The organism is Variovorax sp. 01N425, assembly GCF_056399465.1.
The window spans coordinates 270423-292273 of the sequence record NZ_JBFTRJ010000004.1 but is presented as its reverse complement, the minus strand read 5'-3'; the positions used below and the strand labels follow the sequence as shown (position 1 = coordinate 292273).

Genomic DNA, 21851 nt, shown 5'->3' with positions numbered 1-21851 from the left:
TTTTTAACAGTAGTAAAAAAGTGTAGCAAGTTCGGTGCCGATGGGGAAGGCTGCGGAAAACGAGGCCCCCCGGCGGGCCTCCCGGAGGAGCAGCGGCCTCAGGCGCGCCGGAACACCAGGTCCCAGACGCCGTGGCCCAGCTTGATGCCGCGGTTCTCGAACTTGGTGAGCGGCCGGTATTCGGGCTTGGGTGCGTAGCCTTCGGCCGTATTGCGCAGCAGCGGCTCGGCGGACAGCACCTCGAGCATCTGCTCGGCGTAGGGCTGCCAGTCGGTGGCGCAGTGGATGTAGCCGCCCGGCTGCAGGTGTTCGGCGAGCTTTTTCACGAACTCGGGCTGGATCAGGCGGCGCTTGTTGTGGCGCTTCTTGTGCCACGGGTCGGGAAAGAACACATGCACGCCCGCCAGCGAGCCGGGCTGCAGCATGTGGTCGAGCACGTCGACCGCATCGTGCGCGCAGATGCGGATGTTGCTGATCGACTGCTCGCCGATGCGCTTGAGCAGCGCGCCCACGCCGGGCTCGTGCACTTCGCAGCACAGGAAGTTGGTCTCGGGCAGCACCGTGGCGATGTGCGCGGTGGCCTCGCCCATGCCAAAGCCGATCTCGAACACGGTCGGCGCGGCGCGGCCGCCGAAGGCCGCCGTCAGGTCGAGCGGCTCGGGCTTGTAGGGAATGAGGAACAGCGGGCCCAGCTCGGCAAAGGCGCGCGCCTGGCCGTCGGTGGTGCGGCCCGCGCGCTTCACGAAGCTCTTGAGGCGGCGGTGCAGCGGATGCGGCTTGTTGTTGCTGTTGTCGTCGGCCGCGTCGTCGTCGTCGCTGGGCGTGGAATCGTGGGGCACGGTGTCGGGAAAGGTCATTACGGCCGCGAATTGTAGAGATCGCGCCATTCGGGCACCCAGCCGGCCAATGCCGGCGCGCAGGAAGCGGCCGTGGTGGCGCGCAGGCCGAGCACGCGCGCGGCCGCGTCGAGGGCGGCCAGGGCAGCCTCTGGCGTGGCGGTGTCGATGGCGGTGGCGCCGTTCTGCTTGGAGAGCTTGTCGCCGTCGGCGCCGCGCACCAGCGGCGTGTGCAGGTAGCTGGGCGTGGGCAGGCCGAGTGCGCGCTGCAGCAGGATCTGGCGCGCGGTGTTGTCGGCCAGGTCTTCGCCGCGCACCACGTCGGTCACGCCCTGTTCCGCGTCGTCGACCACCACCGCAAGCTGGTAGGCCCAGGGGCCGTCGGCGCGGCGCAGCACGAAGTCGCCAACCTCGCGGCTCACGTCCTGGCACTGGCGGCCAAGGCGGCGGTCGGTCCAGCAGAGTTCGCCGGAGGCAAGCGCCGGCTGGGCGGATTCGAACTTCTCCGCGGCAAAGCGCCAGGCGCGTGCGGGTTTGCTGTGCAGGCCGTCGCGGCAGGTGCCGGGGTAGACCCGCTCGCCATGGCGCGTGTGCGGCCGGCCGAGCCGTGCCAGCGCCTCGTCGATGTCCTTGCGCGAGCAGCCGCAGGGGTAGGCAAGGCCGAGGGCCCGCAGCCTTGCCAGCGCGGCTTCGTAGCGCTCGGTGCGCTGCGTCTGCCACAGCGGCGCTTCGTCGGGCAGCAGGCCGCAGTCGGCCAGTTGCCCAAGGATGTGCTCGCCCATGCCGGGCAGGCAGCGTTCGGTGTCGGCGTCCTCGATGCGGATCAGCCAGCGCGCCTTGGGGCCGCGCGCGCGCACGTCGAGCCAGCTTGCGAGCGCGGCCACCAGCGAGCCGGCATGCAGCGGGCCGGTGGGCGAGGGCGCGAAACGGCCGGTCTCCCGCATCCGCGAATCAGATCACTGCAAGCGCCAATGAAAGGCCCGAGAGGAACGCATCTTCGACCCGGTGCCCGGTGCACCAGTCGCCGGCCACGCCGATGCGTGCCTTGGCGTCCCACAGGTGGCTCTTGCCCACGGGAACCTGGGTCTGGGCTTCGGGCCAGCAGCGTGCCCGGGCGTGCGTGGGCGCGGCATGGATGCCGGTGATCTCGGCGAAGGCGCGCAGCAGCTTGGCTTCGACGCGCGCGGCATCGTCGCGCAGGTGCTCCTGCGACCAGGTGGCGCTGGCCTGCAGCGTCCAGCGCTCCACGCGTTCGCGGCCGGGCTTGGACGATTCGCGCGCCAGCCATGCCACGCGGTGATGGGTGCTGCGCGCCGCATTCCATTGCGGGCCGAGGTGCGACATGTTGGCCTGGTTGGCCTGCGGGAAGGCGATCATCAGCGTCCAGCAGGGCGCAATGCGCACCGGCTCGATCTTCTGGCTGATGGCGGCCGAGAGCTTGCCGTCGCCCAGCAGCGCGCGCGTGCGCGAGGGCGGCACGGCCAGCAGCACGGCGTCGAAGCCCGAGTACACGTGCTGCGAATCGTCTTCACCGGCGGTGCGCAGCTGCCAGCGCTTGGGGTCGAGCGCATCGGCTTCGATCTGCGTGACCTGCGTGTCGAGCACGAGGCTGTCGCCCAGCGGCGCGGCCCAGTGGGCCACCAGGGCGTCCATGCCCGGCTGCGCCACCCAGTGCGATTCGCGCCCGGGCAATGCGGCCTCGGCCACGCGGCCGTGCGCATCGAGCACGCGCACGAGGTTGGCGCTCCAGGGGCGGCAGAGGCTGGGCGTGGCTTCCAGCGCCAGCGCAAAGCGCGGATCGCGCACGGTGAAGTACTGCGCGCCGCTGTCGAAGCGGCCGAAGGCGGTGTCGACGCTCGCCATGCGCCCGCCGGGCGCGGCCTCGCGTTCGAACGCCGTGACCTTGTGGCCGGCCTGCACCAGCGTCCGGGCGCAGGCGACTCCGGCAATGCCGGCGCCGACGACGGCGTAGTGGCGCGGAGCGGCGGGGGTTCGGTGGCGGTCGGCCGCCTTTGCAGTTGCGCGAGTGGTCATGAGGGACTCTTTTCTTGTGTACGGAGACGGATGGATGTGTCCGGACTCTACATCGGTCCGGGAGGGGGCTGGAGGACGTGTCCTGTTCGGGGTGCGTGCACAGGCCACCGGGTACTTCCCTCCGCGAATGTCCCGCACCGAATCAACGCCCGCGATGCCGTTCGAGCAAAGCCCGCCGCGTGGCCTCGTGCTCGAACTGCGCGAGCCACCATTCGAGTGCGCGGCCCGGTCCACCCGCGCTGCGCACGCGCCAGGCGCAGTGCATGGTCGCGAGCGGCGGCTGGCGTTCGGTCTTGCGCTCGACCAGGTGGCCGGCCTCGATGTAGGGCCGCGCCATTGGCTCGGGCAGGAAGCCGCCGCCCAGGCCGTGCAGCTGCGCGTTCAGCTTGGCCTGCATGCTCGGCACCGTGAGCACGTCCTGTCCACCGACCAGGTTGACCGTCATGCTCGGCCCGCTGCGCACCGAGTCGGCGGCGGCCACCGCGCGATGCTGGCGCAGTACCGCATCGGTCAATGGCTCGGGCAGGCGCGCGAGCGGATGGTGCGGCGCCACCGCATAGACAAAACACAGTTCGCCGATCGGCCGGCTGCGGATGCCGGTGGCGGTGAAGGCCAGGCTCGCCGCATCGAGCACCGCGCCGATGGCCAGGTCGGCCTCGCCGCTGGTCAGCGCCTCGATGGTGCCGAGCAGGGTCTCGTCGCGCAGCTTGAGCCGCGTGGGCGGATCGAGCGCGAAGAAGGCCGTGGCCAGGTCGAGCAGCGGGTCGCGCGCGATCACGCTGTCGACCGCAATGGTGAGCATCGGCTCCCAGCCGGTGGCCACGCGCTTGACGCGGTTGGCAACCGCATCGATCTCGCCGAGCAGCCGCGCCGCCTCGCGCAGCAGCTCGGCGCCGGCCTCGGTGATGCGGGCCTGGCGTGCGCTGCGGTCGAACAGCAGCACGTCGAGCGCGTCCTCGATCTGGCGCACGCGGTAGCTGAGCGCGCTGGGCACGAGGTTGAGCGCGCGCGCCGCGCCGGCAAAGCTGCCGGTGCTCGCCACGGTCTGCAGCATGGCGAGCGCATCGGGGGTCAGTACGTCTCTGGCGCTGGGCATGGCGGCTCCTTCGACCGGCGGATCGATCGATCAAAAAATTTGAATGATGCCATCAAAACCCGACGCTTTTACCCATGGGGTGCGGGCCTAAAGTTCTTCACATCCGCTGCGCATCCGGCGCGGCATACGAAGAAGGCCCGAGCAACCCCCACGGGCAGGGCCGAAGGAGTTTGACGATGTTGCAAGTCCGTAAATCACAGGAACGCGGTTATGCCGACCATGGCTGGCTGCGCTCGTTCCACAGCTTTTCCTTTGCCGGCTACTACGACCCGGCCCACATGGGCTTCGGCAACCTGCGGGTGATCAACGAAGACCGCGTGGCCGCGGGCGCCGGTTTCGGCACCCATGGCCACAAGGACATGGAGATCATCAGCTACGTGCTCTCGGGCGAACTGGCGCACAAGGACAGCATGGGCAATGTGGAATCCATCCCGCCGGGCGACGTGCAGCGCATGAGCGCGGGCCGCGGCGTGATGCACAGCGAGTTCAACCACAAGGCCGACGAGACCACGCACTTCCTGCAGATCTGGATCGAGCCGAACGTGCGCGGCATTGCGCCCGGCTACGAGCAGAAGAAGTTCAGCGACGCCGAAAAGCGCGGCAAGCTGCGCCTGGTGGCCTCGCCCGACGGTGCCGACGGCTCGGTCACGGTGCATGCCGATGCGCGCCTCTTCGCCGGCCTGCTCGACGGCGAAGAGAAGGCCAGCCTGGCGCTCGACCCCGAGCGCAAGAGCTACGTGCACCTGGTGCGCGGCGAGCTCGAAGTCAATGGCCAGAAGCTCGCGGGCGGCGACGCCGCGATGCTCCAGGGCGAATCGCAGCTCACGCTCGGCGCCGGCAAGGATGCCGAAGTGCTGGTGTTCGACCTGGCGGCATGATCCCGGGCCGGGCGCATGCCGCCCGGCCTTCTTTTTCCCCTGTTCTTTTTTCAATTTCAACAACCCGAGGAGTTTTCACACATGGCAACCACCACCCCCAATGCAGCCCAGGACACGCTGGCGCTGGTCGGCCGCATCCTGATCGCGTACCTGTTCATCCCGGCCGGCATCGGCAAGCTCATGGGCTTTGCGGGCACCGTGGGCTACATCAACTCGGTGGGCCTGCCGCTGCCGGAAGTCGGCGCCGCGATCGCCATCCTGGTCGAGCTCGTCCTCGGCATCGCGCTGCTGGTGGGCTTCAAGACCCGCTGGACCGCCATTGCAATGGCCGTCTTCACCGTGGTCACCGCGCTGTTCTTCCACAAGTACTGGTCGGCGCCCGATGCAATGAAGATGATGCAGCAGATCAACTTCAACAAGAACATCGCCATTGCGGGCGGCCTGCTCGCCTTCGCCGCCTTCGGCCCCGGCCGCTTCAGCATCGACAAGCGCTGATTCCACAACCCGAACAAAGGAGTCCCTGAACATGGCAAACATCGTCGTTGTCTTCCATTCCGGCTACGGCCATACCCAGCGCGTGGCGCAAGCCGTGGCCGATGGCGCGGACGCGCAGCTGCTCGCCATCGATGCCGATGGCAACCTGCCCGAAGGCGGCTGGGAGACGCTGGCCGCGGCCGACGCGATCATCTTCGGCTCGCCAACCTACATGGGCGGCGTGAGCTGGCAGTTCAAGAAATTCGCCGATGCCTCGTCCAAGGTCTGGTACACGCAGGGCTGGAAGGACAAGCTCTTTGCGGGCTTCACCAACAGCGCCACCATGAACGGCGACAAGGTCGCGACCATTGCCTACCTGTGGACGCTTGCGATGCAGCACAGCGGCCTGTGGGTCAGCATGGGCATCCTGCCGAGCAACAGCAAGGCGGCCACGCGCGATTCGATGAACTACGTGGGCGGCTACGGCGGCCTGCTGACGCAGTCGCCTTCGGATGCGAGCCCGGCCGAGATGTTCAAGGGCGACTTCGACACGGCAAGGGCATTCGGCGAGCGTATTGCCACAGTGGCAAGATCGCGCGGATAAAACCCAGCCAACCACGGAGCCCCCGATGACCGATACCGCCGCACAGACCCAATTGCTTCAACCACACGACAAGGACCTGGGCGGCGGCTTCAATGTGCGGCGCCTGCTGCCCGCGGCGCAGCGCCGCTCGGTGGGCCCGTTCGTGTTCTTCGACCACTTCGGCCCGGCCACCGAGCAGCCCGGCATGGCGCACGACGTGCGGCCGCATCCGCACATCGGCCTGTCCACGGTCACCTATCTTTTCGAGGGCGCGATGATGCATCGCGACAGCCTCGGCAGCGTGCAGGAGATCCTGCCCGGCGCGATCAACTGGATGACCGCGGGGCGCGGCATCGTGCACTCCGAGCGCAAGCCCGAGCGCCTCAAGGCCGACACCTACGTGAACCACGGGCTGCAGCTCTGGGCCGCCTTGCCGCAGGCTCATGAAGAAATCGAGCCGAGCTTCGAGCACACGCCGGCCGGTGGCATTCCGCAGGTGGTGGAGCAGGGCGTGGCGGTGCGCGTGCTGGTGGGCGAGGCCTTTGGCCGACGCTCGCCGGTCAAGACGCTGTCGCAGACGATCTACCTCGACATCGCATTGCCCGCGGGCGGCCGTTTCGAACTGCCCGCGCTGGCGCCCGAATTGGCGGTGTATGCCGTCGATGCCGATGTGCGCATCAATGGCGAAGCGATTCCCGCGCACACGATGGCGGTTCTGCCCGACGGCCAGGGCGCAGTGCTGGCTTGCGACACCGCGGCGCGCCTGATGGTGATCGGCGGCGAGCCGCTCGACGGCCCGCGCTACATCACCTGGAATTTCGTATCGAGCCGGCGCGAGCGCATCCTCGAAGCCGGCTCCGACTGGGCTGCGCAGCGCATGGGACATGTGCCTGGCGAGACCGAGTTCATTCCGCTGCCCGGCAAGCCCTTTGGCGTGCGCGAACCCGACGTGGGCACCACGCCGGTCTGATCTGCGGAGCGCGTGGCCGGCAGCCCGCCGGCTATTTCTTCAGGCCGCTGCTGAGGCCCACGTCTTCCGACGCACGCGCACTGGCATCGGCCGCACGTGCGCTCAGGTCGGGCGCGAGCGCGCGCCGGCCGTCGAACACGAAGCAGTCGCCGTGGTAGTGCGCACCGCCGACCTCTTCGAAATATTTGAGGATGCCGCCTTCGAGCTGCAGCACGTTCTCGATGCCTTCCTCGCGCATCAGGATGGCGGCCTTCTCGCAGCGGATGCCGCCGGTGCAGAAGCTCACCACGGTCTTGCCCGCGAAATCGGCGCGGTGCGCCTTGAGCGCGGGCGGGAATTCGGTGAACTTGGTGATGCGCCAGTCGATCGCGCCGTCGAAGCTGCCTTCGTCGACCTCGAAGTCGTTGCGCGTGTCGAGCAGCGCGATTTCCCGGCCTTCGTCGTCGTGGCCCTGGTCGAGCCAGCGCTTGAGCGTGGGCGCGTCCACGCCCGGCGCGCGGCCCGCTGCCGGCTGGATGGCCGGATGGTCCATGCGGATGATCTCGCGCTTGAGTTTCACCAGCATGCGGCGGAAGGGCTGCGCGGCGGACCAGCTTTCCTTGGTTTCGAGGTCGGCGAAGCGCGCATCGGCGCGCAGGCCGGCCACGAAGCTGCGCACGGCATCGGGCAGCCCCGCCAGGAACAGGTTGATGCCCTCGGGCGCCAGCAGGATGGTGCCCATGAGGCCCAGCGCCTGGGCGCGCTCGCGCAGGTCTTCGCGCAGCACGGGGCTGTCGTCGATGGCCACGAATTTGTAGGCCGCGATATTCAAAATCTCTTGCACGGGGGGCGATTGTAGGGATTGCCAACCCACATCGTGGAGTGCCGGTTTCTACAATGGGCGGATGTTTGTTCACCTGCGCCTGCACACCGAGTTTTCCGTCGTCGACGGCACCAACCGAATCGACGAAGTCGTCAAGGCCGCCGCTGCCGACAAGCAGCCCGCACTGGCCATCACCGACCTCAACAACCTGTTCGGGGCGGTCAAGTTCTACAAGCAGGGGCGAGGCAAGGGCGTCAAGCCGGTCATCGGCGCCGAAATCTTCATCGAAGGCCTGGGCAAGGAGCCCGGCGTGCTCACCCGCATCGTGCTGCTGGTGCAGAACATGGAGGGCTACCTGCACCTGTCCGAGCTGCTGGCACGCGCCTGGACGCAGAACGTGGGCCGCGGCCAGTCGCAGGCAGCCTGCAAGCTCGAATGGCTCCAGGAGCTGCAGGGCGGGCTGATCGCGCTGTCGGGCGCGCAGGCCGGCCCGCTGGGCGCGCCGCTGCTGCAGGGCCAGGAAGAGCGCGCCGCCGAGCTGGCGCTGCAATTGGCGGGCATGTTCCCGCACCGCTTCTACATCGAGCTGCAGCGCGCGGGCCGCCCCGAGGACGAGCCGCATGTGATTGCCGCCGTCAAGCTCGCGGCCCGCCTGCGCCTGCCGGTGGTCGCCACGCACCCGGTGCAGTTTGCCGAACGCCAGGACTACGAGGCGCACGAGGCGCGCGTCTGCATCTCGGAAGGCGAAATCCTCGGCAACCCGCGCCGCGTGCGCAAGTTCACCGAGGAGCAGTACTTCAAGTCGAGCGCCGAGATGCAGGCGCTCTTTGCCGACGTGCCGAGCGCGCTGGCCAACACGGTCGAGATCGCCAAGCGCTGCAACCTCACGCTGGTGCTCGGCAAGCCGCAGCTGCCCGATTTTCCGACGCCCTTCATCAGCGAAGGCGTGCGCATGCCGATCGACGAGTTCTTCCGCCAGGAGTCCTTCGTGGGCCTGGAAGAACGCCTGGCGCATCTCTACCCCGACCCGGCCAGGCGCGAGGCCGAGCGGCCACGCTATGTGGAGCGGCTGGAGTTCGAGATCAACACGATCCTGAACATGGGCTTCCCCGGCTACTTCCTGATCGTGGGCGACTTCATCAAGTGGGCCAAGAACAACGGCTGCCCGGTGGGCCCGGGCCGGGGCTCGGGCGCCGGCTCGCTGGTGGCCTATGCGCTGAAGATCACCGACCTCGATCCGCTTGAATACAAGCTGCTGTTCGAACGTTTCCTGAACCCCGAGCGCGTCTCGATGCCCGACTTCGACATCGACTTCTGCCAGGGCAACCGCGACCGCGTGATCGACTACGTCAAGGACAAGTACGGCCGCGATGCCGTGAGCCAGATCGCCACCTTCGGAACAATGGCCGCGCGCGCCGCCATCCGCGACGTGGGCCGCGTGCTCGACATGAGCTACATGTTCTGCGACGGCATCAGCAAGCTCATTCCCAACAAGCCGGGCCAGCCCGTCACCATCCAATATCCACCCAACCCCAAGGTGGAAGGCGACAAGAACAACTACGCCATCGAGATGGAGCCGCAGCTCGCGGCGCGCATCGAGAAGGAAGAAGAAGTGCGCATGCTGGTCGAGCTCGCGCAGAAGCTCGAAGGCATGACGCGCAACATCGGCATGCACGCGGGCGGCGTGCTGATTGCGCCCGGCAAGCTCACCGACTTCTGCCCGCTCTACCAGCAGCCCGGCAGCGACTCGGCCGTGAGCCAGTACGACAAGGACGACGTGGAGGCCATCGGCCTCGTGAAGTTCGACTTCCTGGGCCTGGCCACGCTCACGATCCTCGAGATCGCGAAAGAGTTCATCGTCAAGCGCCACAAGGGCCAGGAGAACTTCGCGTACGAGAACATCAGGCTCGACGACCGCGAGACCTACAAGCTGTTCTCCGAGGGCAAGACCGAAGCGGTGTTCCAGTTTGAAAGCCGCGGCATGCAGGGCATGCTGAAGGATGCGCGGCCGACGCGCCTGGAGGACCTGATCGCGCTCAACGCGCTGTACCGTCCGGGCCCGATGGACCTGATCCCGAGCTTCGTGGCGCGCAAGCACGGCCGCGAAGAGGTGGAGTACCCGCACCCGGCCGTGGCCGAGATGCTCTCCGAGACCTACGGGATCATGGTCTACCAGGAGCAGGTGATGCAGACCGCGCAGATCCTGGGCGGCTACTCGCTCGGCGGCGCCGACCTGCTGCGCCGCGCCATGGGCAAGAAAAAGCTCGAGGAGATGGCCGAGCACCGCGAGAAATTCCGCGCGGGCGCGCTCTCGACGCACGGCATTCCCCAGGACAAGGCCGACGAGATCTTCGACTTGATGGAGAAGTTCGCGGGCTACGGCTTCAACAAGTCGCACGCCGCCGCCTACTCTCTGCTGGCGTACCACACCGGTTGGCTCAAGGTCCACTACACGGCCGAGTTCTTCTGCGCCAACATGACCGTGGAAATGGACGACACCGACAAGCTCAAGGTGCTGTTCGAGGACGCGCAGAAGAACTTCGGCATCACTTTCGAGCCGCCGGACGTGAACCGCGGCAACTACCGCTTCGAGCCGGTCACCGACAAGGTGATCCGCTATGGCCTGGGGGCGGTCAAGGGCACGGGCCAGCTCGCGGTCGAGGCCGTGGTGCGCGCACGGGAAGAGGGCGGGCCCTTCAAGAGCCTGTTCGATTTCTGCGTGCGCATCGACCGCCAGCGGATCAACAAGCGCACGGTCGAAGCGCTCATCAAGGCCGGCGCCTTCGATTCGATCCAGCAGAACCGCGCCTCGCTCATCGCCTCGGTCGACCGCGCCTTCGAGTTTGCGGCCGCCACCGAGGCCAATGCCGCGCAGGTCGACATCTTCGGCGACAGCGAGCACGGCTCCGCCACGCAGGAGCCCGAGCTGGTGGACGCCACGCCCTGGGGCGTGAAGGAGCGGCTCACCTTCGAGAAGACGGCCGTCGGCTTCTATCTCTCAGGCCACCTGTTCGACGAGGTGGCGCACGAGGTGCGGCGCTTCTGCAAGCGCGAGATCGGCGACCTCATGGACACGCGCGAGCAGCAGGTGATCGCGGGCATCGTGAGTGATTTCCGCGTGATCAACGGCCAGCGCGGCCGGCTGGCGATCTTCAAGCTCGACGACAAGTCCGATGCCATCGACGCCACCGCGGACGAGGCGCTGATCAACGCCAACCGCAACACCCTGAAGGACGACGAACTGGTGATCGTGAGCGGCCGGCTGCAGCCGGGCCGCGGCGGCTTCGAGGCCCGCTTCCAGGTGCAGCAGGTGTGGGACCTGGCCACCGCGCGCTGCCGCTTCGGAAAATTCCTGCGCGTGGCGGTCAATGGCAAGGCGCCCGACATCGCGCGCCTGGTGAAAGACTTTCCGCCGCGCACCGAGCAGAGCGAGCACGGCGACCTCGTGCAGGGGCTGCCGGTGCGCCTGTCGATGGCGCGCGGCGGTGCGCAGGTCGAGCTGCAGCTGGGCGAGCGCGCGAAGTTCTTCCCGACCGACGCCGCGCTCGCGAGCTGGACGGCGCAGGCGGAAGCCGGCAAGGCCTCGGTGGTCTACGAGTGAGCGGCGAGGCGGCCGGGCGCGCTTGGCGCCTGGCCGGCCCTGCAACTACCGCTTGGGCCGCAGCGAAACGATCAGCGACGGGAAGATGCGCCCGTCGGTGTCGCGCGGCAGCTTGTCGGTCTTGTGCAGGCCGCGTTCGGCGGCTTCGTCCCAGCTGGGCAGCCCGCTCGACTTGGTCAGCTTGACGCCGACGATGGTGCCGTCCGGTGCCAGGTTCACCTCGAACTCGGCGGCCGGATTGCCGTTGACCGTCTCGGCATCGGGGAAGGTGATGTTGGGGCGCACCGCCGCGGCAATGCGTCCGGCGTAGCCGCTCGACGGTCCTGACGAGCGCATCGCCGTGCCCTTGGAATCGTCGCTGCCGCTCGCGCCCGCGAGGCCCTGCATGCGCTTGAGCGTTGCGGCGCGGTCGGCCGCGGCCTGCTTGGCTGCCGCTTCCTGCTGCTTCTTCGCTTCGGCCTGCTTGGCCTCGGCTTCCTGCTGCTGCTTTTTCTGCTGCTCGGCGAGCTTTTGCTGCTGCGCCTTCTTGCGCTCGGCTTCTTCTTCGGCGCGCTGCTTGGCTTCGAGCTCTTTCTTGCGCTGCTGTTGCTGGCGCTCGAGCTCGCGCTCCTTCTGCTCTTTTTCTTCCTTGAGCTTTTTCTCGCGCTCGAGCGCAATGTCCGGCGCGCGCGGCGCCGGGGCGGGCTCGGGGGCCTTCACCTGAGGCGCCGGTGGCGGGGGAGGCGCAGGCGGCGGCGGCGCGGGAGCCGGCGTGGGTGCCTGCGGCGCCGACAGGCGCGGCGCGGCCTGCTGCACCGTGGAAGACCACAGCTCCGCATCGACGGCGCCTTCGTCGGCATCGCTGCGCCAGCGCACTCCCCACGTCAGCGCGGCAATCAGCAGCGCGTGCGCGACCAGCGCGAGCAGCACCGCGCGCGGCGTGCCGCGCTGCGGCGGTGGTGCGAACTCGGGGCGATCCAGTGCGAGCGACATGCCTTATTTGCCGCCCGTGGTGGTGACGGACAGGCCCACGCGCTCGATGCCGCTGCGCTTGAGCTGGTTCATCGCCTTCACGACGGTTTCGTACTTCACGGACTTGTCGGCGCTGATGACCACGGGGCGCTGGTCGTCGCCGCCCTGGGCGGTCTTGGCCGCGGAGCCGATCTGGGTCATGGGAACGGAGGTGCCGCCGCTGCCGGTGGACGGGTCCTTCTTGATCTGCGCTTCGTCGTCGCTCTTGATGACGATCTCGATCGGCTTGTCGGGCTGCTTGTTGGCGCGATCGACCGAGGGCAGGTTGATCACGCTCGGCGTGATGAGCGGCGCGGTGACCATGAAGATGATCAGCAGCACCAGCATCACGTCGATGAACGGGACCATGTTGATCTCGTTGATCGTGCGGCGGCCTCGGCCCCGGGATGAAACTGCGGGCATGCGCTGGACCTCCGCTCAGCGGTTGGCCGGAGCCGCCGAAGTTGCCGACGCCACCGCGGCCGGATTGGCCGAAAGGTTGCGCTGCAGGATGTTGGAGAACTCCTCGATGTAGGTCTCCAGGGCAATCGCGATCTTGTCGATCTCGCGTGCGAAGCGGTTGTAGCCCACCACCGCCGGAATGGCGGCGAACAGGCCGATGGCGGTGGCCACCAGCGCTTCGGCAATGCCGGGCGCCACTGTGGCCAGCGTCACCTGCGCGAGCGCGGCCAGGCCGGTGAAGGCATGCATGATCCCCCAGACCGTGCCGAACAGGCCCACATACGGCGAAACGGAACCCACGGTGGCCAGGAACGACAGGTTCTGCTCGGCCGCGTCGAGTTCGCGCTGGAAGCTCGCGCGCATGGCGCGGCGGGCGCCGTCGAGCAGCGTGGGGGCGTCGCTCACATGGCGCTCGCGCAGCTTCTGGTACTCGCGCATGCCCGAGGCGAAGATGCGCTCCATGGGGCCGGCGAACTTGGCGTTCTGCGCGGCCGAGGCGAACAGCTCGTTCAGGCTGGTGCCCGACCAGAACTCGCGCTCGAAGTCGTCGTTGAGCGCGCGCATGCGGCGCAGCGCGAAGTACTTGCGGATGATCGCGGCCCAGCTGGCGATCGAGACGATCACGAGCAGCAGCACGACCAGTTGCACCACGAAGCTCGCATGGAGCAGGAGATTGATGATGGAGAGGTCTTGGTTCATGGCTTGAAAGGTTGAGTCATGGAGCCGCCGCAGCGCTCGAGGGTTCCCGCAACTTGGGCCGGTATGCGCGCAGGACGCAATGTGGAGGCATCCACCCAGCCGATGCGGATCGTGCCTTCGCACAGCAGGACGGGTGCCGCGGCTCCCGTTCGTTCTTGCTCTGTTTTTGATAGCACCTGTTGACCGATTATCAACGACGCCGTGCCCAGTTGTCGGAGATCGGCTGTAACCAGCAGTTCGTCGTCGAGCCGGGAGGGGCGATGGTATTTGAGCTGCGTTTCGCTCACCACGAACTGGCCGCCGGTTTCCTCGCGCAGCTTTCGCTGCTCGATGCCCAGCGAGCGCAGCCATTCGGTGCGGCCGCGCTCCATGAACTTGAGGTAGTTGGCATAGAACACGATGCCGCCGGCGTCGGTGTCTTCCCAGTAGACGCGGATCGGAAACGCGTAGCTCATCGGGCGGGGTTCGCGATCATCGCGCGCAGGCGCTCGACCGATTCCTGCAGGTGCGCCATCGAACTGGCGGTGGAGAAGCGCACGAACCGGCTGGTCTCGGCCGTGCCGAAATCGCGGCCCGGCGTGACGGCCACGTGGGCGCGCTTCATGGTTTCGAAGGCGAAGTCCCAGCTGCCCGAGATGCCCAGCTTCTCGGCGACCGCGGTGCAGTCGGCCCAGGCGTAGAAGGCGCCATCGGGCACCACCGGCACGTTCAGGCCCAGCGCATTCAACTGCGGAATGAACCAGTCGCGGCGCGCCTTGAACTCGGCGCGGCGGCGCTCGTATTCGGCAATGCTCTCGGCCTCGAAGCAGGCCAGCGCGGCGTACTGCGACACGGTGCTCGCGCAGATGAAGAGGTTCTGCGCCAGCCGCTCGACCACCGGCACCAGCGCCTCGGGCACCACCAGCCAGCCCAGGCGCCAGCCGGTCATGTTGAAGTACTTGCTGAAGCTGTTGATGCTGATGACGTTGTCGTCGATGGCCAATGCCGTCTGCCCGAAGGCATCGTCGTGCGAGAGGCCCAGGTAGATCTCGTCGATCAGCGTGATGCCGCCGCGCTGCGACACCACCTCGTGGATGCGGCGCAGTTCATCGGGCGCGATAGAGGTGCCGGTCGGGTTGGAGGGCGAGGCGAGCAGCACGCCGCGCGTCTTCTCGGTCCAGGCGGCCTCGACCTTGGCGGCCGTGAGCTGGAAGCGCTCTTCGGCGGTGGTGGGCACCAGCACGGCCTTGCCGTCCGCGGCGCTCACGAAGTGGCGGTTGCAGGGGTAGCTCGGGTCGGGCAGCAGGATCTCGTCGCCGGATTCGATCAGCGCCAGGCAGGCCAGCTGCAGCGCAGCCGAAGCCCCCGCGGTCACCACGATGCGGCGCGCCGGCACGTCGACGCCGAAGCGCTGTGCGTACCAGCCGCTGATGCGCTCGCGCAGCAGCTCCAGGCCGGTGGCCTGCGTGTACTGCGTGGCGCCGGCACGCACGGCGCGCGCGGCGGCTTCCTGCACCAGCGGCGGGGCGGTGAAGTCGGGCTCGCCGATGTTCAGGAAGATCATCGGCCGGTCGGTGTGGGCCACCTCGCGGGCGAGCACGCCGGCGGCCTTGGCCACCTCCATCACGTAGAAGGGTTCGATGCGCTGTGCGCGCCCCGAAATTCTCACGCTCTGGCCTTGCCCGAGGCCCGGTCGGCCTCGACCTCGGCGGCGCGCAATTGCGGCGCCAGGCCATTGAGCACGGCGTTCACGTACTTGTGGCCGTCGGTGCCGCCGAATTCCTTGGCAAGCTCGATGCACTCGTTGAGCACCACGCGCCATGGCACGTCCAGGCAGTGCTGGAACTCGTACACGCCGATCCACATCACGGCATGCTCGATCGGCGAGATCTCCTCGAACTTGCGGTCCAGCAGCGGGCGGATCAGTGCGTCGAGCTGTTCGGCGCCTTCGATCGAGCCGTGCAGCAGCGCGTCGTAGTGCGCGGCGTCGGCCTTGTGGAAGCCCGCGAGGTCGCGCGTGAAGTGGTCGATCTCGGTCGGGTCGTTGCGGCCCACCAGGTGCTGGTAGAGCGCCTGCAGCGCGAACTCGCGCGCGCGGCTGCGGTTCGACTTGGCCGAGGCCTTGCGCGCGCCGGTGCTGGTGAGGCCGGTACGCACTTGCCGCGCCGGGCGCGGCTTGGCGCCGGCTGCCTTGTTGTTGTCTTCGGTCATGTGAGGGAGGCCAGCAGCCGCGCCATCTCGACAGCCACCTGGGCCGCGTCGCGGCCCTTGTCGGTCTGCCGGGCAATGGCTTGTTCGAGGTTTTCGGTCGTGAGGATCGCGTTGGCGATGGGAAGGCGATGGTCGAGCGCCACGCGGCTCACGCTCGCGCCCGATTCGTTGGCCACCAGTTCGAAGTGATAGGTCTCGCCGCGGATGATGCAGCCCAGCGCCACCAGTGCGTGGTAGCCGCCGCGCACGGCCATGGCCTGCAGCGCGATCGGCACTTCGAGCGCGCCGGGAACCTGCACATGGTGGACGTCCTCCGCGGCCACGCCCAGCTTCTCGAGTTCGGCCAGGCAGGCGGCGGCGAGCGCATCGGTGATGTCGGCGTTGAAGCGCGCCTGCACGATGCCGATGCGCAGGCCTTTTCCGTCGAGCGGCGTGTTGTGGTCAGCGCCCTTGTTTGCACCTTGCATGGTGGTCAGTCTTTCGTGAGGTAGCCGGCAATTTCGAGGCCGTAGCCCGCGGCCATGCTCGGCATGCGGCGAGGCGTGCCGAGCAGGTTCATCTTGTGCACGCCGCATTCGCGCAGGATCTGCGCGCCGATGCCGTAGCTGCGCAGGTCCATGCGGCCGCGCTCGGGTGCCTGCGCGGGGCGCGCGGTGCCGTCGAATTGCGCGAGCAGCTCGCCGGCCGTTTCGCCGCAATTGAGCAGCACGGCCACGCCCTTGCCCTCGTTCGCGATGTGCGCGAGGCTGGCGTCCAGGCTCCACGAGTGCAGGGAGCGGTTGATTTCGAGTGCGTCGAGCACCGAGAGCGGCTCGTGCACGCGCACCGACACCGTGTCGTCGGGCGCCCACTTGCCGCGCACCAGCGCCAGGTGCACGCCGCGGCTCGGCTTGTCGGTGAAGGCATGGGCGGTGAAGCTGCCCCAGGCGGTCTGGATCTCGCGGCAGCCGACCTTCTCGACCAGCGATTCGGTGCGGCTGCGGTGCTCGATGAGCGCGGCAATGGTGCCGATCTTCAGGCCATGCTCGGCCGCAAAGAGCTGCAGGTCGGGCAGGCGCGCCATGGTGCCGTCCTCGTTCATCACCTCGCAGATCACCGAGGCGGGCGAGCAGCCGGCCATCGCGGCCAGGTCGCAGCCGGCTTCGGTATGGCCGGCGCGCATCAGCACGCCGCCGTCCACCGCCTGCAGCGGAAAGATGTGGCCGGGCTGCACCAGGTCGCTGGCCACGGCATTGCGCGCCACGGCCGCCTGCACGGTGCGGGCGCGGTCGGCGGCCGAGATGCCGGTGGTCACGCCTTCGGCCGCCTCGATGGACACGGTGAAGGCCGTCGAATGCTTGGCGCCGTTGCGCGACACCATCGGCGGCAGCTGCAGCCGCTCGCACATCTCGCGCGAGAGCGTGAGGCAGATCAGCCCGCGCGCATGGCGCGCCATGAAGTTGATGGCTTCGGGCGTGATGTGGTCGGCCGCAATGACGATGTCGCCTTCGTTCTCGCGGTCTTCCTCGTCCACCAGGATCACCATGCGGCCGGCGGCGAGCTCGGCCACGATCTCCTCGACCGAGGAAATCGGCGCGGGTGCCCGCGTGCCGCGGGGAGCGCCGATGGGCGTGACGGAAGCGTTCATTCGGCTGTGTCCTTGGAATACGTGGAAGGAGTCGGCACCAGCACGCCGGCCTGGAGCATGCGCTCCACGTAGCGCGCCACGGTGTCGATTTCGAGATTGACCCTGGAGCCGGCCTGCAGGCTGCCGAGGGAGGTGTTGTCGACGGTGTGCGGGATCAGGTTGATGCTGATTTCGGCGCCGCCTTCGATGTCGCTCACGCTGTTGACCGTGAGGCTCACGCCGTTGATCGTGATCGAGCCCTTGTAGGCCAGGAAGCGCGCGAGCGCGGGCGGCGCCACCACGCGCAGCTCCCAGCTTTCGCCGACCGGCGCAAAGTGGCTGACCGTGCCGATGCCGTCCACATGGCCTGAGACGATGTGGCCGCCGAGACGGTCGCTGGCGCGCAGCGCCTTCTCGAGATTGATGCGGGCGCCTTCCTCGGTCAGCCCCGCGGTCTTGTCGAGCGATTCGGCCGAGATGTCGATGGTGAACTGCTGCCGGGCGGGGTCGAGCGTGGTCACGGTCATGCACGCGCCGTTGAGCGCAATGCTGTCGCCGAGCCCGACGTCGTCGAGGTAGCCGTCGGGCACCGCAATGCCGAGTCTTTTGCCGTAGGAGGAGGAGGGGCCGAGGTCGTGGATGGCGGCGATGCGCCCCACGCCGGTGATGATTCCGGTGAACATCCGCGCATTTTCGCAGACATCGGGGGTCCGCCCGGCGGGCGCCTGCATTCGCCCGCTAGAAAGCGTCCCTTCCGGCGACCCGGGCCACGATCCGCAGGTCCGGCCCGATCCGCTCGATGGTCCTGAACTCCAGCGGCAGCGCGCCGGCCAGGTCGGCCAGCGGCCCGCCGGCGTGGATGCCGGAGGCCATGTCGAGCCCGTCGCCGATGAGCTTGGGCGCCAGGTACACCAGCAACTCGTCGACCAGGCCCTCGCGCAGCAGCGAGCCGTTGAGCTTGTGGCCGGACTCGACGTGGAGCTCGTTGACCTCGCGCCGGGCCAGATCCCGCAGCATTGTGGCCAGGTCGACCTTGCCCTGCGCATTGGGCAGGTAGGCGATGGTGGCGCCACGCGCTTGTAACGCGGCGGCCTTGGCCTCGTCCTGCGCCGCGGCGTAGATCCAGACGGGCCGCCCGGCCATGAAGATCCGCGCGCCGGGCGGGGTCTGCAATTGGCTGTCGACTATCACCACGTGCGGCTGGCGCGTGGTTTCCACAAGCCGCACGTCGAGCCGGGGATCGTCCTCCAGCACCGTGCCCACGCCGGTCAGCACCGCGCTGGCCCGCGCCCGCCAGGCGTGGCCGTCGGCGCGCGCCGGTTCCGAGGTGATCCATTGGCTCACGCCGTTGCGCAGGCCGGTCTTGCCGTCCAGCGAGGCGGCGGCCTTGAGCCGCACCCAGGGCGTCTTGCGGACCATGCGGCTGAAAAAGCCGATGTTGAGTTCGCGCGCTTCCTCCGCGCCCGGCCCTACCTCGACCGCCACGCCTGCCGCGCGCAGCCGTTCGAAGCCCTTGCCCGCGACCAGCGGGTTGGGATCGGCCAACGACGCCACCACCCGGCCGATGCCCGCCGCCGCCAGCGCATCGCAGCAAGGACCGGTGCGGCCATGGTGCGCGCAGGGCTCGAGCGTGACGAAGGCGGTGGCGCCGGCCACCGAATGGCCGCGCGCCGCGGCATCGCGCAGCGCCATGACCTCGGCATGCGGGCCGCCGACCTGCTGGGTGTGCCCTTGGCCGAGCACCGTGCCGTCGGCATCCACCAGTACGCAGCCGACGCGTGGATTGGGGTCGGTCTCCGGTCCGGCCTGGCGCGCGAGATCCAGGGCCTGGGCCATGAAATTCACAATTCCATTTGCATTTGTCATTTTTTATTAAATCAAATCTATTTGGAAATCAATTTAAAAACAATTGAAGTCGATGATCCATTGATCCGTTTATTTCGACCGTTTGTCGTTCAATGGGTGGCCAATAAGAATTGGACAAATAGAATTTTCTGAAATTGAAGTCAGGGAGAAACGTCCGCCGCTCCAGCCAGTTGGGCGAGGCGGCGGACGGCACAACATGAAAAACGGATTCTGCGCGTCCGCGAGGGCGCATTTCCGCCAACGCGCAACGCCACGCGGCTTCACGCTGGTCGAAATGATGGTCGTCATCGTACTGGTGGCCATCCTGCTGGCACTGGCGCTGCCCAGCTTCAACAGCCTGATCGAGAAGTACCGCGTCGAGGGCATGGCGTCGGCTCTGGTGGCGAGCGTGAGCCATGCGCGTGCAGAGGCGGCTCGGCGCGGGCAGCCCGTGACCATCCGGCAGCGTGCGGAGTGCAGCGGCGCAGACTGGAGCTGCGGCTGGGAAACCGTGGTTGGCAGCGGCACCGGGTTCGAAATCCTCCAGCGGCAAGACCCTGACACGCGCGTTGCAATCCAGAAAAGCGCGCTCGGGCCCATGGCCTTCGATCCCATGGGCCATTTTTCGAGCGTCGCCCGCATCAGCTTCCACCCGGTTGGAAGCGCCAGTTCATCCAACGACGTCGCTGTGTGCCTGTCGCTCGGCTGGCGCGTCAGGCGATGCTGAGGGGGCGGAACATGCCGATCAATTCGATTCGCGCGCAGCGCGGCCAAGCGGGCTTCTCGATGATCGAGGCCCTGGTGGCCATTCTCGTGCTCTCGTTCGGCCTGCTCGCGCTGGCCGGCTTCCAGCTGCGTGTGCTCTCCGACAGCGTGGGCGCGAGCAACCAGAACATCGCCGCGCTGCTGGCCGGCGACATGGCCGATCGCATCCGTGCGAATCCCGTGGCCGGTGCCGTGTCGGCCAGCCCCTACGTGGCCGGCTGGTCGGCGGCGAACGCCACCGCGCCCACCCCCGCGTGCGCAGGAGCGAAGGCCCGTTGCACCGCCGCTCAATTGGCGGCCCACGATCTTTGGACCTGGAAGCAAAGGGTGGCGAGTGCGTTGCCCGGCGGCGTGGCCGACGTGCAGAGCAAGAAGGCCGTCGGCGGCCTGCTGTTCGTGCACATCGCCTGGGACGAACCCGCTGCAGTCAACCCGATCGCACCCGATTCGGCCTGGGGCTGCCCGACCGGCAAGGCCTGCCAGGAAGCCATCGTCGCGGTGCCACAGCCATGAACAACAAAGCCTTCTCTCACCGCCTGCGGCAGGCCGGCTTCACGCTGGTCGAAATCCTCGTCGCGCTGATCATCGGCATGCTGGTGGTGCTGGCCGCCATGGCCAGCATGCTCGGCACGCGCAGCACCGCTGCGACCGGCGACGACGTCAATGTGCTGCACCAGTCGTCGGCGCTGGCATTCAGGCTGCTGGGCCAGCAGATCCGGCAGGCCGGCTACTTCCCTATCGATGCCACCGGGCCGCTGTACTACTTCGATGTGAACGCGGGCACCAAGCTCGATAGCGAGCCGGCCTTCTTTGCGATCAAGGGGCAGGAGGCGGCCGCCGGTTCGGTGAACGACACGCTCAAGGTCGGCTTTGCGCCGAATCCGGATTTCTTTCATGACTGCCTCGGCCAAGTGGCCAAGGACAAGGACTCAGGGGGAGCGGCGTACAAGCCCGCCTCTCCCGCGGACCCCGCGAACGTGCGCCTCATCACCAGTGAGTTCTACGTGGTCAACGGCGCCTTGCGGTGCAAGGGCAGCGGCCATACCACGCCGCAGCCGATCATCGACGGCGTCGAGCGCTTCGATGTCATGTACGGCATCGGCGATGCCGGAACCGAACGGGTGGTGCGCTACGTGGCGGCCACGAACGTAGCGAGCTTCGATCAGGTTCGCACGGTGCGCGTGTGCCTGCAGCTTGCCGGTACTTCCAGGAGCAACCCGGGCGGCAGCTACGTCGATTGCGATGGTTCGTCGCGGACCAGCAGCGACGGCAGGCTGCGCCGCGTCTACACGGCGGTGTTCGCACTGCGCAATCTATGAAGCACTTTCAGGTCCCCGGCAGACGCTCGGCGCAGCAGCGCGGGTTCTCGCTGTTCATCGTGCTCATCATGCTGCTGCTCTCGGCACTGCTCGCGGTGGGCGGTGCGCGGACGGCCCAGCTGCTCGAATCGATGGCGGGCAACCAGCGTGATTACCAGCGTGCCTTCGAGGCCGCCGAAGCCGCGCTGCTGGATGCCGAGCGCGACATCCGGCAGCAGGCCTTCGATGCCACGACCCAGACCTACGTGGCGTGCTCCGCGCTCGTGAGCTCGCCTTGCCGCAAGGCCGCCGATGGCCGCGTGTTTCCCGATCGGGATACCGGCTGGGTGACCGCCTACGTGGGGAAGGGCGCCAACAGCTGCGATCGTGGCATCTGCTACTTCGCCGGGACCGACTCCGTGGTCGCCGCTTCGGGCAGCGAGGCCTACCGGTTCTGGACCCGTTCCGCCTACGTGGACCAGTACGCCGCCTACGGTGCATTCACGGGCGCGCCGACGGCCGGCAATCCGGCCCTGGCCAGCGCCCGGTACTGGATCGAAGTGATCGACCGCGCGCGCAGCGACGAGCCGCTGTACCGGATCACCGCGCTGTCCACCGGCGCGCGCGCCGCAAGCACGGGCGGCGGTACGCGGGTCCTGTTGCAGATGTCCTTCGACCCGGCCGCGGTCAGGAAAGTGAATTGAGCATGGCGGGAAGAATAG

Annotated in this window: 24 protein-coding genes; 9 read left to right on the top strand and 15 right to left on the bottom strand. The window is 67.9% G+C overall.

The features are described 5' to 3' along the window. Window positions 1-98: 98 nt before the first annotated feature. The 4 genes from trmB to AC1DSC_RS09200 form a co-directional block, all read right to left on the bottom strand. Window positions 99-857, bottom strand: a complete 759-nt coding sequence (trmB, locus tag AC1DSC_RS09215; RefSeq protein ID WP_307592460.1) for a tRNA (guanosine(46)-N7)-methyltransferase TrmB — start codon at window positions 855-857, stop codon at window positions 99-101. After that, window positions 857-1780: a tRNA glutamyl-Q(34) synthetase GluQRS gene (gene gluQRS / locus AC1DSC_RS09210; protein ID WP_436287830.1), complete on the bottom strand. Its 924-nt coding sequence runs from the start codon at window positions 1778-1780 to the stop codon at window positions 857-859. The genes trmB and gluQRS overlap by 1 nt, the downstream gene beginning before the upstream one ends. A 7-nt stretch (window positions 1781-1787) precedes the next feature. Then, the gene (locus tag AC1DSC_RS09205; RefSeq protein ID WP_436287829.1) at window positions 1788-2870 is read right to left on the bottom strand and encodes an NAD(P)/FAD-dependent oxidoreductase; all 1083 of its coding nucleotides are present in this window, start codon (window positions 2868-2870) and stop codon (window positions 1788-1790) included. 142 nt (window positions 2871-3012) lie between these two features. Then, entirely contained in the window at window positions 3013-3966 is a 954-nt protein-coding gene (locus AC1DSC_RS09200) for a LysR family transcriptional regulator (RefSeq protein ID WP_012748223.1), read from the bottom strand. A 176-nt stretch (window positions 3967-4142) separates the two neighbouring features. Here AC1DSC_RS09200 and AC1DSC_RS09195 point away from each other — a divergent pair, with 176 nt between their 5' ends. Genes AC1DSC_RS09195 through AC1DSC_RS09180 form a run of 4 tightly spaced genes read left to right on the top strand, consistent with a single transcriptional unit; the run spans window position 4143 to window position 6871 of the window. Next, window positions 4143-4844, top strand: coding sequence for a pirin family protein (locus tag AC1DSC_RS09195; protein ID WP_412511114.1), 702 nt, complete (start codon window positions 4143-4145; stop codon window positions 4842-4844). Between the two features lie 15 nt (window positions 4845-4859). Further along, window positions 4860-5339: a DoxX family protein gene (locus tag AC1DSC_RS09190; RefSeq protein ID WP_436287828.1), complete on the top strand. Its 480-nt coding sequence runs from the start codon at window positions 4860-4862 to the stop codon at window positions 5337-5339. Between the two features lie 31 nt (window positions 5340-5370). Then, window positions 5371-5922, top strand: a complete 552-nt coding sequence (locus AC1DSC_RS09185) for a flavodoxin family protein (protein ID WP_412511112.1) — start codon at window positions 5371-5373, stop codon at window positions 5920-5922. A gap of 25 nt (window positions 5923-5947) precedes the next feature. Continuing rightward, window positions 5948-6871, top strand: coding sequence for a pirin family protein (locus AC1DSC_RS09180; protein WP_436287827.1), 924 nt, complete (start codon window positions 5948-5950; stop codon window positions 6869-6871). Between the two features lie 31 nt (window positions 6872-6902). Here the strand turns inward: AC1DSC_RS09180 and AC1DSC_RS09175 are convergent, their stop codons facing one another. Next, the gene (locus AC1DSC_RS09175; protein WP_436287826.1) at window positions 6903-7694 is read right to left on the bottom strand and encodes a sulfurtransferase; all 792 of its coding nucleotides are present in this window, start codon (window positions 7692-7694) and stop codon (window positions 6903-6905) included. 61 nt (window positions 7695-7755) lie between these two features. Between AC1DSC_RS09175 and dnaE the strand changes: the two genes are divergently transcribed. Then, window positions 7756-11274 (top strand): DNA polymerase III subunit alpha, encoded by a 3519-nt coding sequence (gene dnaE, locus AC1DSC_RS09170; protein ID WP_278878626.1) that lies wholly within the window; start codon window positions 7756-7758, stop codon window positions 11272-11274. A 45-nt stretch (window positions 11275-11319) separates the two neighbouring features. Here dnaE and tolA read toward each other — a convergent pair whose 3' ends face one another. From tolA to ribD, 10 genes are read right to left on the bottom strand one after another with little or no spacing between them, the layout of a single operon-like run. Next, window positions 11320-12246, bottom strand: coding sequence for a cell envelope integrity protein TolA (tolA, locus tag AC1DSC_RS09165; protein WP_436287825.1), 927 nt, complete (start codon window positions 12244-12246; stop codon window positions 11320-11322). Between the two features lie 3 nt (window positions 12247-12249). Beyond that, on the bottom strand, window positions 12250-12687 hold the full coding sequence (locus AC1DSC_RS09160; RefSeq protein WP_012748215.1) for an ExbD/TolR family protein: 438 nt from the start codon (window positions 12685-12687) through the stop codon (window positions 12250-12252). A gap of 15 nt (window positions 12688-12702) precedes the next feature. Beyond that, entirely contained in the window at window positions 12703-13425 is a 723-nt protein-coding gene (gene tolQ / locus AC1DSC_RS09155) for a protein TolQ (protein WP_012748214.1), read from the bottom strand. After that, a complete protein-coding gene (locus AC1DSC_RS09150) occupies window positions 13422-13880 on the bottom strand; it encodes a YbgC/FadM family acyl-CoA thioesterase (RefSeq protein WP_018904626.1) in 459 nt (152 codons plus the stop codon). Before AC1DSC_RS09150 ends, tolQ begins: the two co-directional genes overlap by 4 nt. Then, entirely contained in the window at window positions 13877-15073 is a 1197-nt protein-coding gene (locus AC1DSC_RS09145; RefSeq protein WP_018904625.1) for a pyridoxal phosphate-dependent aminotransferase, read from the bottom strand. The genes AC1DSC_RS09150 and AC1DSC_RS09145 overlap by 4 nt, the downstream gene beginning before the upstream one ends. Continuing rightward, the gene (gene nusB / locus AC1DSC_RS09140; RefSeq protein ID WP_012748211.1) at window positions 15070-15615 is read right to left on the bottom strand and encodes a transcription antitermination factor NusB; all 546 of its coding nucleotides are present in this window, start codon (window positions 15613-15615) and stop codon (window positions 15070-15072) included. Before nusB ends, AC1DSC_RS09145 begins: the two co-directional genes overlap by 4 nt. Continuing rightward, complete coding sequence (gene ribH / locus AC1DSC_RS09135; protein ID WP_028254111.1) at window positions 15612-16082, bottom strand: 6,7-dimethyl-8-ribityllumazine synthase; 471 nt, start codon at window positions 16080-16082, stop codon at window positions 15612-15614. The genes nusB and ribH overlap by 4 nt, the downstream gene beginning before the upstream one ends. Before the next feature lie 5 nt (window positions 16083-16087). Further along, window positions 16088-17242: a bifunctional 3,4-dihydroxy-2-butanone-4-phosphate synthase/GTP cyclohydrolase II gene (gene ribBA / locus AC1DSC_RS09130; RefSeq protein ID WP_028254110.1), complete on the bottom strand. Its 1155-nt coding sequence runs from the start codon at window positions 17240-17242 to the stop codon at window positions 16088-16090. After that, a complete protein-coding gene (locus AC1DSC_RS09125) occupies window positions 17239-17904 on the bottom strand; it encodes a riboflavin synthase (protein ID WP_436287824.1) in 666 nt (221 codons plus the stop codon). The genes ribBA and AC1DSC_RS09125 overlap by 4 nt, the downstream gene beginning before the upstream one ends. A 55-nt stretch (window positions 17905-17959) precedes the next feature. Then, window positions 17960-19087, bottom strand: a complete 1128-nt coding sequence (gene ribD / locus AC1DSC_RS09120; protein WP_436287823.1) for a bifunctional diaminohydroxyphosphoribosylaminopyrimidine deaminase/5-amino-6-(5-phosphoribosylamino)uracil reductase RibD — start codon at window positions 19085-19087, stop codon at window positions 17960-17962. A gap of 196 nt (window positions 19088-19283) precedes the next feature. Between ribD and AC1DSC_RS09115 the strand changes: the two genes are divergently transcribed. Genes AC1DSC_RS09115 through AC1DSC_RS09100 form a run of 4 tightly spaced genes read left to right on the top strand, consistent with a single transcriptional unit; the run spans window position 19284 to window position 21833 of the window. Next, window positions 19284-19793 carry a GspH/FimT family pseudopilin gene (locus AC1DSC_RS09115; RefSeq protein WP_436287822.1) on the top strand — a complete coding sequence of 170 codons (510 nt, stop codon included), beginning with the start codon at window positions 19284-19286 and terminating at the stop codon, window positions 19791-19793. Window positions 19794-19804: 11 nt separating this feature from the next. Continuing rightward, the gene (gene pilV / locus AC1DSC_RS09110) at window positions 19805-20344 is read left to right on the top strand and encodes a type IV pilus modification protein PilV (protein ID WP_436287821.1); all 540 of its coding nucleotides are present in this window, start codon (window positions 19805-19807) and stop codon (window positions 20342-20344) included. After that, entirely contained in the window at window positions 20341-21150 is an 810-nt protein-coding gene (locus AC1DSC_RS09105) for a PilW family protein (protein WP_436287820.1), read from the top strand. The genes pilV and AC1DSC_RS09105 overlap by 4 nt, the downstream gene beginning before the upstream one ends. Continuing rightward, window positions 21147-21833, top strand: a complete 687-nt coding sequence (locus AC1DSC_RS09100; RefSeq protein WP_436287819.1) for a pilus assembly PilX family protein — start codon at window positions 21147-21149, stop codon at window positions 21831-21833. The genes AC1DSC_RS09105 and AC1DSC_RS09100 overlap by 4 nt, the downstream gene beginning before the upstream one ends. Window positions 21834-21851 lie beyond the last annotated feature (18 nt).

What these genes read in the sequence shown, in the direction of transcription:
- tolA (WP_436287825.1), bottom strand. Translation starts at nt 12,246, where the DNA reads ATGTCGCTCGCACTGGATCGCCCCGAGTTCGCACCACCGCCGCAGCGC.
- tolQ (WP_012748214.1), bottom strand. Translation starts at nt 13,425, where the DNA reads ATGAACCAAGACCTCTCCATCATCAATCTCCTGCTCCATGCGAGCTTC.
- AC1DSC_RS09150 (WP_018904626.1), bottom strand. Translation starts at nt 13,880, where the DNA reads ATGAGCTACGCGTTTCCGATCCGCGTCTACTGGGAAGACACCGACGCC.
- AC1DSC_RS09115 (WP_436287822.1), top strand. Translation starts at nt 19,284, where the DNA reads ATGAAAAACGGATTCTGCGCGTCCGCGAGGGCGCATTTCCGCCAACGC.
- AC1DSC_RS09180 (WP_436287827.1), top strand. Translation starts at nt 5,948, where the DNA reads ATGACCGATACCGCCGCACAGACCCAATTGCTTCAACCACACGACAAG.
- AC1DSC_RS09125 (WP_436287824.1), bottom strand. Translation starts at nt 17,904, where the DNA reads ATGTTCACCGGAATCATCACCGGCGTGGGGCGCATCGCCGCCATCCAC.
- ribBA (WP_028254110.1), bottom strand. Translation starts at nt 17,242, where the DNA reads ATGAACGCTTCCGTCACGCCCATCGGCGCTCCCCGCGGCACGCGGGCA.
- nusB (WP_012748211.1), bottom strand. Translation starts at nt 15,615, where the DNA reads ATGACCGAAGACAACAACAAGGCAGCCGGCGCCAAGCCGCGCCCGGCG.
- dnaE (WP_278878626.1), top strand. Translation starts at nt 7,756, where the DNA reads ATGTTTGTTCACCTGCGCCTGCACACCGAGTTTTCCGTCGTCGACGGC.
- gluQRS (WP_436287830.1), bottom strand. Translation starts at nt 1,780, where the DNA reads ATGCGGGAGACCGGCCGTTTCGCGCCCTCGCCCACCGGCCCGCTGCAT.
- AC1DSC_RS09195 (WP_412511114.1), top strand. Translation starts at nt 4,143, where the DNA reads ATGTTGCAAGTCCGTAAATCACAGGAACGCGGTTATGCCGACCATGGC.
- AC1DSC_RS09100 (WP_436287819.1), top strand. Translation starts at nt 21,147, where the DNA reads ATGAAGCACTTTCAGGTCCCCGGCAGACGCTCGGCGCAGCAGCGCGGG.
- AC1DSC_RS09190 (WP_436287828.1), top strand. Translation starts at nt 4,860, where the DNA reads ATGCCGCCCGGCCTTCTTTTTCCCCTGTTCTTTTTTCAATTTCAACAA.
- AC1DSC_RS09185 (WP_412511112.1), top strand. Translation starts at nt 5,371, where the DNA reads ATGGCAAACATCGTCGTTGTCTTCCATTCCGGCTACGGCCATACCCAG.
- ribD (WP_436287823.1), bottom strand. Translation starts at nt 19,087, where the DNA reads ATGACAAATGCAAATGGAATTGTGAATTTCATGGCCCAGGCCCTGGAT.
- AC1DSC_RS09105 (WP_436287820.1), top strand. Translation starts at nt 20,341, where the DNA reads ATGAACAACAAAGCCTTCTCTCACCGCCTGCGGCAGGCCGGCTTCACG.
- AC1DSC_RS09200 (WP_012748223.1), bottom strand. Translation starts at nt 3,966, where the DNA reads ATGCCCAGCGCCAGAGACGTACTGACCCCCGATGCGCTCGCCATGCTG.
- AC1DSC_RS09160 (WP_012748215.1), bottom strand. Translation starts at nt 12,687, where the DNA reads ATGCCCGCAGTTTCATCCCGGGGCCGAGGCCGCCGCACGATCAACGAG.
- AC1DSC_RS09205 (WP_436287829.1), bottom strand. Translation starts at nt 2,870, where the DNA reads ATGACCACTCGCGCAACTGCAAAGGCGGCCGACCGCCACCGAACCCCC.
- pilV (WP_436287821.1), top strand. Translation starts at nt 19,805, where the DNA reads ATGCCGATCAATTCGATTCGCGCGCAGCGCGGCCAAGCGGGCTTCTCG.
- ribH (WP_028254111.1), bottom strand. Translation starts at nt 16,082, where the DNA reads ATGCAAGGTGCAAACAAGGGCGCTGACCACAACACGCCGCTCGACGGA.
- trmB (WP_307592460.1), bottom strand. Translation starts at nt 857, where the DNA reads ATGACCTTTCCCGACACCGTGCCCCACGATTCCACGCCCAGCGACGAC.